Annotated in this window: 12 protein-coding genes; 5 read left to right on the top strand and 7 right to left on the bottom strand. The window is 72.4% G+C overall.

The features are described from left to right. Positions 1-68 precede the first annotated feature (68 nt). The 4 genes from IEY93_RS11025 to IEY93_RS11015 form a co-directional block, all read right to left on the bottom strand. Positions 69-1,145 carry a 2-oxoacid:ferredoxin oxidoreductase subunit beta gene (locus IEY93_RS11025; RefSeq protein ID WP_372444453.1) on the bottom strand — a complete coding sequence of 359 codons (1,077 nt, stop codon included), beginning with the start codon at positions 1,143-1,145 and terminating at the stop codon, positions 69-71. Further along, positions 1,142-2,992: a 2-oxoacid:acceptor oxidoreductase subunit alpha gene (locus IEY93_RS11020; RefSeq protein ID WP_189162894.1), complete on the bottom strand. Its 1,851-nt coding sequence runs from the start codon at positions 2,990-2,992 to the stop codon at positions 1,142-1,144. Before IEY93_RS11020 ends, IEY93_RS11025 begins: the two co-directional genes overlap by 4 nt. A gap of 257 nt (positions 2,993-3,249) precedes the next feature. Continuing rightward, positions 3,250-3,327 (bottom strand): putative leader peptide, encoded by a 78-nt coding sequence (locus IEY93_RS39735; protein WP_373291473.1) that lies wholly within the window; start codon positions 3,325-3,327, stop codon positions 3,250-3,252. A gap of 21 nt (positions 3,328-3,348) precedes the next feature. Then, the gene (locus tag IEY93_RS11015; protein WP_189162893.1) at positions 3,349-4,965 is read right to left on the bottom strand and encodes a polysaccharide deacetylase family protein; all 1,617 of its coding nucleotides are present in this window, start codon (positions 4,963-4,965) and stop codon (positions 3,349-3,351) included. A gap of 193 nt (positions 4,966-5,158) precedes the next feature. Between IEY93_RS11015 and IEY93_RS11010 the strand changes: the two genes are divergently transcribed. From IEY93_RS11010 to nuoH, 4 genes are read left to right on the top strand one after another with little or no spacing between them, the layout of a single operon-like run. Next, on the top strand, positions 5,159-5,530 hold the full coding sequence (locus tag IEY93_RS11010; RefSeq protein WP_203968238.1) for an NADH-quinone oxidoreductase subunit A: 372 nt from the start codon (positions 5,159-5,161) through the stop codon (positions 5,528-5,530). 59 nt (positions 5,531-5,589) lie between these two features. Next, positions 5,590-6,120 carry an NADH-quinone oxidoreductase subunit B gene (locus tag IEY93_RS11005; protein ID WP_189162891.1) on the top strand — a complete coding sequence of 177 codons (531 nt, stop codon included), beginning with the start codon at positions 5,590-5,592 and terminating at the stop codon, positions 6,118-6,120. Then, positions 6,117-6,713 (top strand): NADH-quinone oxidoreductase subunit C, encoded by a 597-nt coding sequence (locus tag IEY93_RS11000; protein WP_203968240.1) that lies wholly within the window; start codon positions 6,117-6,119, stop codon positions 6,711-6,713. Before IEY93_RS11005 ends, IEY93_RS11000 begins: the two co-directional genes overlap by 4 nt. After that, positions 6,706-7,662, top strand: a complete 957-nt coding sequence (gene nuoH / locus IEY93_RS10995) for an NADH-quinone oxidoreductase subunit NuoH (protein ID WP_189162890.1) — start codon at positions 6,706-6,708, stop codon at positions 7,660-7,662. The genes IEY93_RS11000 and nuoH overlap by 8 nt, the downstream gene beginning before the upstream one ends. Positions 7,663-7,720: 58 nt before the next feature. On the opposite strand, the gene IEY93_RS10990 is transcribed toward nuoH, so the two are convergent. The 3 genes from IEY93_RS10990 to IEY93_RS10980 all read right to left on the bottom strand — a co-directional run bounded on the left by IEY93_RS10990 (position 7,721) and on the right by IEY93_RS10980 (position 11,735). Continuing rightward, a complete protein-coding gene (locus IEY93_RS10990) occupies positions 7,721-8,677 on the bottom strand; it encodes an MBL fold metallo-hydrolase (RefSeq protein ID WP_229691040.1) in 957 nt (318 codons plus the stop codon). A gap of 185 nt (positions 8,678-8,862) precedes the next feature. Further along, a complete protein-coding gene (locus tag IEY93_RS10985) occupies positions 8,863-10,677 on the bottom strand; it encodes a serine/threonine-protein kinase (protein ID WP_189162889.1) in 1,815 nt (604 codons plus the stop codon). Between the two features lie 404 nt (positions 10,678-11,081). Further along, positions 11,082-11,735: a ComEA family DNA-binding protein gene (locus tag IEY93_RS10980; RefSeq protein ID WP_189162888.1), complete on the bottom strand. Its 654-nt coding sequence runs from the start codon at positions 11,733-11,735 to the stop codon at positions 11,082-11,084. A gap of 739 nt (positions 11,736-12,474) precedes the next feature. Between IEY93_RS10980 and IEY93_RS10975 the strand changes: the two genes are divergently transcribed. Continuing rightward, positions 12,475-12,907: NuoI/complex I 23 kDa subunit family protein (locus IEY93_RS10975; RefSeq protein WP_229691039.1), on the top strand; the 433-nt coding region annotated here is incomplete at its 3' end.

Here is a 12,907-nt window from a genome sequence, read left to right as displayed (position 1 = left end):
GAGGAAGGCCCTCCACGCGCATCGCGTGGAGGGCCTTCCTTCGTACCGGTGGCCGGCGGCTCAGAGCGTCAGCCGACGCGCCAGGTGTCGCCGCCGCGCAGCAGCTGGTCGAGGTCGCCCGCGCCCTGGTCGGACACCGCCTCGTGCACCTGCTTGCTCATCAGCGTGTCGTAGGCCGGGCGGTCGACCGAGCGGAAGATGCCGATCGGCACGTGCTCGAACGCCGGCTCGTCCAGCCGGGACAGGGCGAAGGCGGCCGAGGGGTCGGGGTCGTGCGCGTCGTGGACGAGGATCTCGCCCTCGGGCACGCTCGCCCGGTCGACCACCTCGATGCGGCCGCCGGCGCCACGGCGCACGGCCTTGGACGCCGAGGCGATCGGCTGCCCGTGCTCCAGGCGCAGCGTGATGTCGTCGCGCAGCCCCGGGTCCTTCAGGGCGTCGAACGCGCCGTCGTTGAAGATGTTGCAGTTCTGGTAGATCTCGACCAGGCTCGTGCCGCGGTGCGCCGCCGCCTCGCGCAGCACCGACTGCAGGTGCTTGCGGTCGGAGTCGAGCGTACGGGCCACGAACCCGGCCTCGGCGCCGAGCGCCAGCGAGATCGGGTTGAACGGCTTGTCCAGCGAGCCCATCGGCGTCGACTTGGTGATCTTGCCGACCTCGGAGGTCGGGGAGTACTGCCCCTTGGTCAGGCCGTAGATGCGGTTGTTGAACAGCAGGATGTTCAGGTTGACGTTGCGGCGCAGCGCGTGGATCAGGTGGTTGCCGCCGATCGACAGCGCGTCGCCGTCCCCGGTGATCACCCACACCGACAGGTCGGGCCGCGAGGCGGCCAGACCGGTCGCGATGGCCGGCGCCCGCCCGTGGATCGAGTGGAAGCCGTAGGTGTTCAGGTAGTACGGGAAGCGGGACGAGCAGCCGATGCCCGAGACGAACACGATGTTCTCGCGCTTGAGCCCGAGCTCCGGCAGGAAGCTCTGCACCGCGGCGAGGATGGCGTAGTCACCGCAGCCGGGGCACCAGCGGACCTCCTGGTCGCTCTTGAAGTCCTTGAGCGACTGCTTCTCGGTGGCGCGGGGGATCAGGGCGAGCCCGGTGCCGACGCCGACCGGGTGGGCGATGTGCCCGTTGGTCGTGATATCACTCACTGTTCGATCACGTCCTGAATCACTCCGGCGAGCTCCTCCGCCTTGAAGGGAAGACCGCGCACGCGGTTGTAGCTGATGACGTCGACCAGGAAGCGCGCCCGCAGCAGCAGCGCGAGCTGGCCCAGGTTGATCTCCGGCAGGAGCACCTTGTCGTAGGCGCGCAGCACCTCGCCGGTGTTGGCGGGCAGTGGGTTCAGGTGGCGGAAGTGCGCGTGGGCGACCTTCACACCCGACCTTCTGACCCGCCGCACGGCCGCCGCGATCGGCCCGTACGTCGAACCCCAGCCGAGGACCAGCAGCCGTGCGTCACCGTCGGGGTCGTCGACCTCCAGCGGCGGGATGTCCTGGGCGATGCCGTCGATCTTGGCCTGGCGCAGCCGGACCATCATGTCGTGGTTGTTCGGGTCGTAGGAGATGTTGCCCGTGCCGTCGGCCTTCTCGATGCCGCCGATGCGGTGCTCCAGGCCCGGCGTGCCCGGCACGGCCCACGGGCGGGCCAGCGTCTGCGGGTCGCGCTTGAACGGCAGGTAGGTCTCGCCGTCCTCGCCGTTCGGCTCGACGGCGAACTCGACCGACAGGTCGGGCAGGTCGTCGGCGTCGGGCAGCCGCCACGGCTCGGAGCCGTTGGCGAGGTAGCCGTCGGACAGCAGCATGACCGGCGTGCGGTACTTGACGGCCAGGCGCGCGGCCTCGATCGCCGCGTGGAAGCAGTCGGACGGGGTCGCGGGGGCCACGATCGGCACCGGCGACTCGCCGTTGCGGCCGTACATCGCCATGAGCAGGTCGGTCTGCTCGGTCTTGGTCGGCATGCCCGTCGAGGGGCCGGCCCGCTGCACGTCCACCACGAGCAGCGGCAGCTCGGTGGCGACGGCCAGGCCCACGGTCTCGGCCTTCAGCGCGACACCGGGCCCGGAGGTCGTGGTCACGCCGAGCGCGCCGCCGAACGCCGCGCCGAGGGCCGCGCCCACGCCCGCGATCTCGTCCTCCGCCTGGAAGGTGCGGATGCCGAACCGCTTGTGCTTGGACAGCTCGTGCAGGATGTCGGAGGCCGGGGTGATCGGGTAGGAGCCGAGGAACAGCGGCAGCCGCGACCGCACCGAGGCCGCGATCAGCCCGTAGGCGAGGGCCTGGTTGCCGGAGATGTTGCGGTAGAGGCCCGGGGCGAGCGTGGCCGGCTTGATCTCGTAGGACACCGAGAACGACTCGGTGGTCTCGCCGTAGTTCCAGCCCGCCTGGAAGGCCGCGATGTTGGCCTTGGCGATGTCGGGCTTCTTGGCGAACTTCCGCTCCAGGAACTTGATCGTCCCCTCGGTGGGCCGGTGGTACAGCCAGGACAGCAACCCGAGGGCGAACATGTTCTTGGACCGCTCGGCGTCCTTCTTGGAGACCTCGAAGCCCTCCAGCGCCTTGACGGTCAGCGAGGTCAGCGGGACGGCGTGCACCCGCCACTCGCCGAGCGACCCGTCGTCCACCGGGCTCGCCGCGTAACCGACCTTCTGCAGGTTGCGCTTGGTGAACTCGTCGGTGTTCACGATGACGTCGGCGCCGCGGGGCAGGTCACCGATGTTGGCCTTCAGCGCGGCGGGGTTCATCGCGACCAGCACGTTCGGCGCGTCGCCTGGCGTGAGGATGTCGTGGTCGGCGAAGTGCAGCTGGAAGCTCGACACGCCGGGGAGCGTTCCCGCGGGGGCGCGGATCTCGGCGGGGAAGTTGGGCAGGGTGGAAAGGTCGTTCCCGAACTGCGCGGTCTCCGCCGTGAAGCGATCACCGGTCAGCTGCATGCCGTCGCCGGAGTCGCCCGCGAAGCGAATGATCACGCGGTCGAGTTGCTGAACCTGCTTGGTCACAGCTTGGTCCTCCTCGACGCGCCTGGGCGCCGTCGCTCGTGGCACGTTTTCGTTTCCATGCTAGATCCCTTGGGGCTGCGAGGGCTTCTTTACGCATGCGCGTCGAGCGGGGTGTGACGTACGTCCCTGCCGAGCGCAATGATCTTTCCGACGTTCCGGAGCAGGCATGACATCGGGCACGATGTCCCTGCATCCGGCGATCGCGGACGGATGGCTTCAGATCGACGCGGGGTGGTGACCGATGCGGAGGCGCGCGGTCACGACCGGAGACGGCTCCGGAGACACAGCCCCGCGGCAAGCCGGCATAGATCAACGTGCAAGCGGGAGTAGAGCACGTTTCTCGTCACGGTCAACCACTATATGTCCCTCCCGGGATGGCTCCCAGCGGCGTCCCGCAGTGCGGACGCCGCGGATCCCGGGGCCGTCGCGACCTGCGAAGGGTCCGGTTCGGTCCCGGCCGCCCGGTGTCTGGCCCGCCGGAGAGGCGGCTCGGCCCCGCCGTACACCCGTCCCGGATCCATGCCGCGTGACCCGTACAGCTCCGGAACGGTCACGAAGGCGTACCCCTTCGCCGTGAGCCGCGCGAGGATCTCCCGCAGCGCGGGCACCGTCGCCGGACCCTGCTCGTGCAGCAGGACGATCGAGCCGGGCCGCACCCGGGCGACGGTCCGCCGGGCCACGGCCGCGGGGCCGGCGTCCCGGGCGTCCCCGGCGTCCACGTCCCAGCCGACGATCGCGAGGTTCAGCGCGCGGGCCGCGGCGACCGTGCCGCCGCCGGTCGAGCCGTACGGCGCGCGCATCAGCCGGGGCACGCGCCCGGTGGCGACGCCGATCGCGATCTGCGTGCGGTTCAGCTCGTCGGAGATCCGGTTGACGTCCATGGGGGCGAGGTCGCGGTGCGTCCAGGTGTGATTCGCGATCAGGTGCCCGGCGGCGGCGATGGCGCGCAGCAGGTCGGGACGGGCCTCGCCGCCCGCGCCCAGCGTAAAGAAGGTGGCGAGCGCGTGGTGTTCGGCGAGGGCGGCCAGCAGGGCGCGGGTCCGCGGCCCGGGCCCGTCGTCGAAGGTCAGCGCCACGCACTTGGTGACCGAGCAGTCGGCCCGGCCACCGGCCCGTCCGGCGCCGCCGCTGAGGCCGCCGCCCCCGTACCCGGCCCTGTCCGGTCCCGTCACCTCCGGGGAGGGGGTGAACTCCGGCGGCGGCGAGGCCGGCAGGGTCGGCGGGGTGGCCGAGTCCACCACCGTCATGACGCGAAGCCCGAACTCCGACAGCAGCGGCGTCGCGTCCTGCCGGGGGACGGCGACCGCGATGCGGCCCATCCGCGCGGGGGCCACCCGCCCGTCGTCGAACTCGGCGACCAGGTCGCCGCGCGGGTTGAAGTTGAGCGAGTCGAACAGGTCGCGGTCGGCGCGGACCGCGGCCGGGCGCACCGGCGGGCCGAGTGTGCCGAGGCGGGCACGGGTGAGCGCGGCGAGCCTCGCCAGCGCCGCGCCGTCCTTGAGCAGGCCGGCGGAGTCGTGGACGCGCCCGCTCCGCGCGTCGTACCAGTAGGTGGCCAGCGAGTTGCGCCAGGCGGAACCGGTCAGCGTCCCGGTCCGCAGCCGGACGCCGTACACCCCGCCCGAGGCCGCGGTGATCTGCCAGCCGACGTTGAGCTCGGTGGCCGCGCCGCCGCCCTTGCCCCCCGGCCGGCCGAGCCCGCGGACCGCCGCCTCGGTCGCCCGCCGCAGCCGCTCGCCGAGCGGGGCGGCCGCGGGCGGCACGGGATAGGCGGTGAAGACGTGCCGGGGCGCGGAGTCGTCGGAGGAGACCCGCACCGCGAGGCCGGGCACCGAGGCGGGATCGACGAAGTTGATGGTGGTGGGCTGGGCGGGCAGGGTGGTGGGCGGAGCATGTGAGGGGAGGGAGATCCCGCACCCGGTGGTCACCGCGATGATGACCGCGACACCTCCGGACGAAAGCCAACGGGACATGACTTCCACACTAGGCACCTTTAAATACCCATTTACTGAAGCTTTGTGTGATGAGAGGCTGCCTTTTGACCGCGATGGGTGATGATGGGGTAACGGAAAGCGATTTCCTGCGGGCCTCGCGCGGCACGGCGCCGGGATACCGGGGATCATGGGAGGCCACGGGTCCCGCGAGCCAGAGACCGGGTGGAGCACAGTGAACGAGTACTTCGCTTCGTACGCCGTCGTGGCCGCGCTGCTGGCGGCCGGGGTCGCCGTCTTCGCCGGGGCGCTGCTCGCAAGCCGGCTGCTGCGGCCCGACCGCCCGACGCCCGAGAAGCTGACGACCTACGAGTGCGGCGTGGACCCGGTCGGCGAAGGCTGGGCGCAGTCGCAGATCCGGTACTACGTCTACACCTATCTGTACGTCGTGTTCGCCGTGGACGCCGTGTTCCTGTTCCCCTGGGCCACGGTCTTCGCCGCGCCCGGCTTCGGGATGACCACGCTGGTGGAGATGTTCGTCTTCCTCGCCTTCATCGGCCTCGGCATCCTCTACGCCTGGCGCAAACGGGTCCTCACCTGGACCTGACCGCGCGCAGCGGGGGAGGGGCGCTCGCCCGGGTACCACGGAAAGGAGACAATGCCCCTATGGCCGTCAGCGATCTCCCCATGCCGAGTGTCGGGCCGGTGTCCCGGCTCGCCCCGAAGCCCATGCGCTTCGTCCTCAACTGGGGCCGGCGCTATTCGCTGTGGGTGTTCAACTTCGGGCTGGCGTGCTGCGCGATCGAGTTCATCGCCACCTCGATGAGCAGGCATGACTTCATCCGGTTCGGGGTGATCCCGTTCGCCAACGGGCCGCGGCAGGCCGACCTCATGATCGTCTCCGGCACGGTGACCGACAAGATGGCCCCGGCGGTCCGGCGGCTCTACGAGCAGATGCCCGACCCCAAGTACGTCATCTCGTTCGGCGCCTGCTCCAACTCCGGCGGCCCCTACTGGGACTCCTACTGCGTGACCAAGGGCGTGGACCAGATCATCCCGGTCGACGTCTACGTCCCGGGCTGCCCGCCCCGCCCCGAGGCCCTGCTGCACGGCATCATGAAGCTCCAGGAGAAGATCGCCGGCGAGTCCCTCGCCGACCGCTACGCCGCCCCCGCGATCGAGGGCGAGGAGTCGTGAGGGCCGCGATCGAGGAGCGCTACGGCGCGCGCGCCGAGGTCTCCGACTCCTTCGGGCAGCTCACCGTGGACGTCGCCCCCGGTGACTGGACCGACCTGCTGACCTTCGCCCGCGACGGGCTCGGCTGCGTCTTCTTCGACTGGCTCACCGGCGTCGACGAGCCGCCGGACGGCATCACCGTGGTCGCCCACCTCTTCGACCCGGCCCGGCACGCCCACCTGCTGGCCCGCACCCGCGTGCCGCGCGACGAGCCCCGCCTGCCCACCGCCACCGGCGTCTTCCGCGGCGCCGACTGGCACGAGCGCGAGACGTTCGAGATGTTCGGGGTGATCTTCGAAGGGCATCCGCACCTGGTCCCGCTGCTGCTGCCGGACGGCTTCGAGGGGCACCCCCTCCGCAAGGACTTCGTGCTGGCCGCCCGGGTCGCCAAGCCGTGGCCGGGCGCCAAGGAGCCCGGCGAGTCCGGCGCCGGCTCGCCCAGCCGGCGCAAGACGCTGCCGCCGGGCGTCCCGGCCGGCTGGGGCACCTCCGCCGCCACGCCCCCGCCGGTACGCGGGCCCCGAGCCCCGAGACAGGCGGACCCCGATGGCTGAGGTGCTCGACGTCGCGCTCCGCCTCGCGGTGATCGTCATCGCGTTCCTGACGCTTCCGCTGATCGTGGGGCAGACCGAGCACAAGGCCATGGCCCACATGCAGTCGCGCCTCGGCCCCATGTACGCCGGCGGCTTCCACGGCTGGGCCCAGCTCATCGCCGACGGCGTCAAGTTCGTCCAGAAGGAGGACATCATCCCGGCGGCCGCCGACCGCCGGGTGTTCGCGCTCGCCCCGGCGGTCGCGCTGGTGCCCTACCTGGTGGTCATGGCGGTCATCCCGGTCGGCCCCGGCCTGGTCGGCGCCGACCTCGACGCCGGGCTGTTCTTCGCGCTCGCCGTGCTGGGCGTCGGCGTGCTCGGCTCGATCATGGCGGGCTGGTCGTCCGCCAACAAGTACTCGGTGCTCGGCGGCATGCGCTCGGCGGCCCAGCTCATGGCGTACGAGCTGCCGCTGGTGCTCGCCGCCTCCTCGGTGGCCATGGCCGCGGGCACGCTCTCACTGCCCGGCATCGCGTCGGCATGGCAGTGGTGGTGGCTGCCGTGGCAGGCGATCGGCGCGGTGGTGTTCTTCGTCGCGGGCCTCGCCGAGCTGCGCCGCCCGCCGTTCGACATGCCGATCGCCGACTCCGAGATCATCATGGGCCCGATGACCGAGTACACCGGCATCCGGTTCGCCCTGTTCCTGCTGTCGGAGTACGTCGGCATCGTGGTGCTCTCCGCGCTCACCACCGTGCTCTTCCTCGGCGGCTGGCAGGGCCCGCTGCTGCCCGGCCCGGTCTGGACCCTGCTCAAGGTCTTCGCCCTGGCGTTCGTGGTCATCTGGGTGCGGGTCAGCTTCCCGAGGCTCCGGGCCGACCAGCTCCAGAAACTCGCCTGGGTGGGCCTGGTCCCGCTGGCCCTCCTCCAGCTCGCCCTCACCGGCGTCGTCAAGGTCCTCCTCGCCGCCTGAGGGAGCCGGCGAGCCGTCACCCGCGCTGCGGAGCGTAGGTGACGGGTGCCCGGGGCGTTCAGACGGAGGTCGGCAGCGGGCCGCCGTGGAAGGCGATGGCGTCGCCGAACGCCTGCAACAGGTCCACCTCGCCCTCGCCCGCCGCGTCCCGATAGGCCCGGTGCAGGTTCAGCACCAGGCGCTCGGCGTCCGCCCAGCCGGCGAACTCGCCGAGGTCGCACGCCTGCGCGGCCTGCAGCGGGGTCAGCCCTGCCGCGCGGCCGTGCTCGGCGGTGGCCAGGACCAGCCGGTAGTACCGCTCGTGGGCCGCGAGGACGTCCGGCAGCGCCGCCGCGCCGAACACCGGGCCGTGGCCGGGGACGATGTGCTCCGGCTCCAGGGCGGCCATCCAGTCCAGCGAGCGCAGCGCCCCCTCGACCGAGCCCATGAACACCAGCGGCGTGAGGCCGTGGAAGATCAGATCGCCGGTGAACAGGACCCGCTCCTCCGGCAGCCAGGCGATCACGTCGCCGGTGGTGTGCGCGGGGTGCCCGGGGTGGCGCAGTTCGACCCGCCGGCTCCCGGTGAACACCGTCAGCTCCGACCGCAGCGTGATGTCCGGCACCCGCCGGGTCACCGCGCCCCAGTCGGGCACCGGCGACCAGACCGGCGGGCAGCCGTCGATGATCGGATCGACCAGCAGCCCTTCCCGCATGGCCTCGTGCCCGACGATGACGGCCGACGCGGGCAGCAGGCTGTTGCCGTAGGAGTGGTCGCCGTGCTGGTGGGTGTTGACCGCGACGCGGACCGGCGCGCCCCCGGTGGCCACGGAGACGGCGTCCAGGAAGCGGCGGGTGCGCTGCTCGGTGGCACAGGTGTCGATCAGGATGACGCCGTCGTCGCCGGTCACCGCCCCGGCGTTGTTCACCCACCACGTTCCGTCCGGCTGGACCCAGGCGAGCACGCCGGGGACGATCTCGTGGAGCGCGGCGGCGCCGGGCGTCGCGTCGACAGGCTGCTGAGAGATGACCCTCACACCTCTTTCGTCGGTACCTCTGGGAAGACCCCGGCCGTGGACGGGGGTGGAAGTCGTCGCCGCGCTCACGGCACCGCCGGACCGGACACGGCGGACGACGCTGCCGGAACACGGCGAACAACGCGGAGGCGAATCTACCGTCCCCACCTCGGCCGCTTCCCGGCGGTCCCCACCCGCCGGGTGGCTCAGTTGACGATCGCGAGCATCACGTCCGAGGCCGTGGGACGGTTCTCCGGGCGCTTCTCCAGGCACCGGTCCACCACCCGGGCCAGGGAGGCGGGCAGCGCCGACAGGTCGGGCTGCTTGGTGAAGATGCGGTGGAACACCGCGGCGATGTTGTCCTCGCCGAAGGCCGGGCGTCCGGTCGCCGCGTACACCATCGTCCCCGCCCAGCTGAAGACGTCGGACTCCGGCCCGACCTTCTCGCCGGAAACCTGCTCGGGGGACATGTACGCCGGGGTGCCGAGCACTCCGCTGCCGGTGGCGGTGGCGTTGTCCAGCACGCGGGCGATGCCGAAGTCGACCACGCGCGGGCCGTCCGCGCCGATCAGCACGTTGCTCGGCTTGAAGTCCCGGTGCACGATGCCCGCCCGGTGGATGGCCGCCAGCGCCCCCGCGGTGCTGAGCGCGAGGCGCACCAGGGCGTCGTGCCCGCGCGGGCCGCGGTCGCGCACCAACTGCTCCAGCGAGGCGCCCTCGACGTACTCGCTGACGATGAACAGGCGCTCGTCGGCGACGTCCGCGTCGATCACCCGGGCGGTGGAGAACGGCGCCACGCGGCGGGCCGCCTCCACCTCGCGCAGGAAGCGCTGCTGGGCGCCGGTCTCCGTGGCCAGCCGGGCGTGCAGCACCTTGATCGCCACCGGGGTGCCGTTCGGAGTCTCCGCGAGGTACACCGCGCCCTGGCCGCCCTGCCCGAGGCTGCCGATCAGCCGGTAGGGGCCGATGCGGTCCGGCTCTCCGGGGGGCAGCGGCCCGGGTTGCTGGGTGGGCAGCGTCGAGACCTCCCGCCGGCCGGACGCACCCGAACGGCCCCCCGGCGTCGACGTACTGACCGGGGTGCCCGTGCCGTCGTAGGTGGCACCGGCCGGTGCGGGCGGGTTCGTGGACGTGGCGGGCGGGTCCGTGCGGCGCGGGACCCGGCCGTCGTGATCGCCGGATGCGTGGTCGCCGGCGTCGCGCGGGCCGGGCGTCCGACCGTCGGGGGCGCGGTGGCGTGGCTGCGTGTGCGACCGTCCCTGCGGCGGCTGTGGCTGTGCGTACGACTGCGGGTGGGACACCGCCTGGGCCTCCGGCCGGGCGGGTGCGGCCTGGCCGGGCCACTGCTGGGCCTGCGCGGCCGGCTCCGGCCGTTGCCGCCCGAGCCCCTGGGGCGCTCCGTGGGCGGGAGGGTAGGGAGCCTCGGCGCCGCGCGGGGTGTACGGGCCCTCCGTGCCGCGCTGGTGATGGTGCCCGGGTTCGGCGCGGTGCGCGGCATGCGGCTGCGGCTGGTGCGGCGACCAGCCGGGCCGGGGCTGCGCCGGATAGCGGGCGGAGGCGTCGGACGGCGGGACCGGGGCGGCGTGCGGCGGATACGGGCCCGCGGGGTACGGCGCCCGTTGGTTGTGCGGGGACGGGTGGGTGCCCTGTGGCGCCGGGTGGTGCCGCTGCGGACCGGGCACGAAGGGCGCGGGACCGGGCACGCGCGGGGCGAACACCGCGGACCGGATGGCCAGGGAGTGGATCAGTCCGCCGATCCAGTTCGAGAACAGGCCGACGACGACCAGCAGGCCCGCCCAGTCCGGGTAGGTGTCCGAGCTGTCGTAGGCGACGATGATCGCGAACATCACGACCAGCGCGACCAGGTACATCGCCGCCGCGAGCGCGAGCGCCGGGGAACGCCTGCGGTGGGCCGCGTACCCGATGGTGAACGGCGTCGCGAAGCCACAGGAGAACAGGGGAGCCAGGGCCCACACGACGCTGACCGCGGTGGTGGACGACGAGGGCCTGGCTGGATGCATATCGCGAAGATTACGGGGATGGGCCGGGCTTACGCAGGTTTTTCCGCTTGCCCTCCGCACACAGCAGGCCGTCCATCCGTAGGGCTCGCCGTCCCTTCGCGCGTGACAGGACCGTTCGTTCTGGACGTGGGGGTGCCTGCCGCCGTCCGGCACAGCCCGCCCGGCAGCCCGGCACACCGCGACGCGGCGCCGTACGGTGCCGGCCTCGCGTGCCGACGGCAGCGGCTGCTTCAGAGGGGGATCGCGAAGGCGCCGAATCGCTGATCACGACCGCGACCAGGAACGAGGCCGAGCCCGCAGGTCGTTCTGCGTGGGCCTGGCTCACTGTCCGCCGCCCGATTCCCTTCGGGAACGGACGCCGGCAGGCCGTTTCCTCGCCGGGCCTGCCGTCACGTTCGTGCAGGTCAGGGCAGGTAGATCGTCATCTCGACGAGTTCGGCGGTGAGGCGCGGCGGCAGGTCCACGGCGATGGACATGTCCTCGGCCGAGACGAAGCCGCCGACGTTCCGCCGCACTTCCACCACCCGCTCGGCCAGCTCGTACGTCATCCCCGGCAGGGTGGCGATCGCCTCCACCGGCGCGTGGTTGACGTCGACCAGCCCGCCGTCGTCGTACTGCCGCGGCAGGTCGGGGCGTCCGATGCGCAGCTCCCGCGCCAGGGCCGGGTCGCGTTCCGCCAGCTCGCGGGCCTGCTGACGCAGGTCCCTGCGGTGCTGGGCCATGGCCACCGCGTGGTCGTTGGGGTTGTTCTTGCTCGGGAACACCGACTCCCTGATCACCAGGGAGTGGATGGTGCCGCCGAGCCAGCTCCCGCCCGTGCCGAGGAAGGTGAGCAGCATGAGGACGTCGGAGTCACCGCCGCCCACGCCGACGTTCAGGATGAACGCCACCAGGCCGATGGCGTAGATCGCCGCGGACAGCGCGAGCCACCCGCTCCGCAGCTTGGCCGCGGCGTACCCCATGGTGAACGGAGTCGCCCACCCGCAGGACAGCAGCGGCGCGAGCGCCCAGACGATGCCCGCCGCGTTGCTCGACTTCGGCGGCGGGGGCGGGGGCATGCGCGGAGGGAAGGGCGGCTGGGGGAGGTGCCCGTGCGGGCCCACGTCCTGCGGACGGGCGGGGCCGGGCATGCCGTACGGGCCGGGTGGCGCCGGGCGGGTGAACGGCGCGAGACCGTGCTGGTCGGGGTGCGGCGGGAGGGGCGCGCCCCCGGGCCGGGGCCGCGGCCCGGCGTACGGCGGGGCCGGCCGTGAGCCCGGACGTCCCTGGCCCTGGCGCGGGCCCGGGCGGCCCTGGGGTGGACCGTCGTGGTCCTGCTGTGCTCGGGGAGCCGCCTGCCGCGGCTCGGGACGAGGGTCTTCCGGCCGCACCGGCCCCCGCGCACTCCCTTGCGCCGTATCGCCCTGCGCGTCGGCCTGCCCCTGCCGCGCCGGCCGGTCCTGTTGACCTGCGCGTCCCGGCTGGTCCGGCCGGCCGGACCAGGGCCTGCCCGGCTGCCGGGGCCGGGGGGCCGTCGGGCCGTTCGGATCGAGCCGGTGGGGCCGCTCGGCCGCCGGTCCGTCCGGGGCGGCCGGGTGAGGGAGCGGGCCGGTGTGCGGCTCTGATCCCGGGCCCCCGTGGCCGTTCGTCGGGTGCATAACGGGGAGACTACGACCTTCGTCCGGCTGCTGCATCGGCCACAAGGACCATCCGTCCGACCGGATTAGTCCCCTGATTTCGTGATGTTTGTGGAAAACCGGAGGTTGCCGGGGGCCTGCGGATGCACGGCGGAGCACATGTACGCCATGATGTTGAGCCGTGGCTCGTATACCAGGAGAAGGGCTGGCGAAGGGTCTGGCCGTCACCTTGCGCCACATGGTGAACAAGGCGGACACCCGTCAGTACCCCGAGGTGCGTCCCGATCTGCCGGCCCGCAGCCGCGGGGTCATCGCCCTGGTCGAGGAGAACTGCACCGTCTGCATGCTGTGCGCCCGGGAATGTCCCGACTGGTGCATCTACATCGACTCGCACAAGGAGACGACTCCGGCCCCCGAGGGCGGCCGCCCGCGCGCCCACAACGTCCTCGACCGGTTCGCCATCGACTTCTCCCTGTGCATGTACTGCGGCATCTGCATCGAGGTCTGCCCGTTCGACGCCCTGTTCTGGTCCCCGGAGTTCGAGTACGCGGAGTACGACATCCGCGACCTGCTGCACGAGAAGGACCGGCTCGGCGAATGGGCACAGACGGTGC

Origin of the sequence: Sphaerisporangium melleum (genome assembly GCF_014646695.1) — a bacterium.
GTDB lineage: Bacteria > Actinomycetota > Actinomycetes > Streptosporangiales > Streptosporangiaceae > Sphaerisporangium > Sphaerisporangium melleum.
The sequence above is the reverse complement of the archived record's forward strand: the minus strand, read 5'-3'. Positions and strand labels throughout refer to the sequence as shown.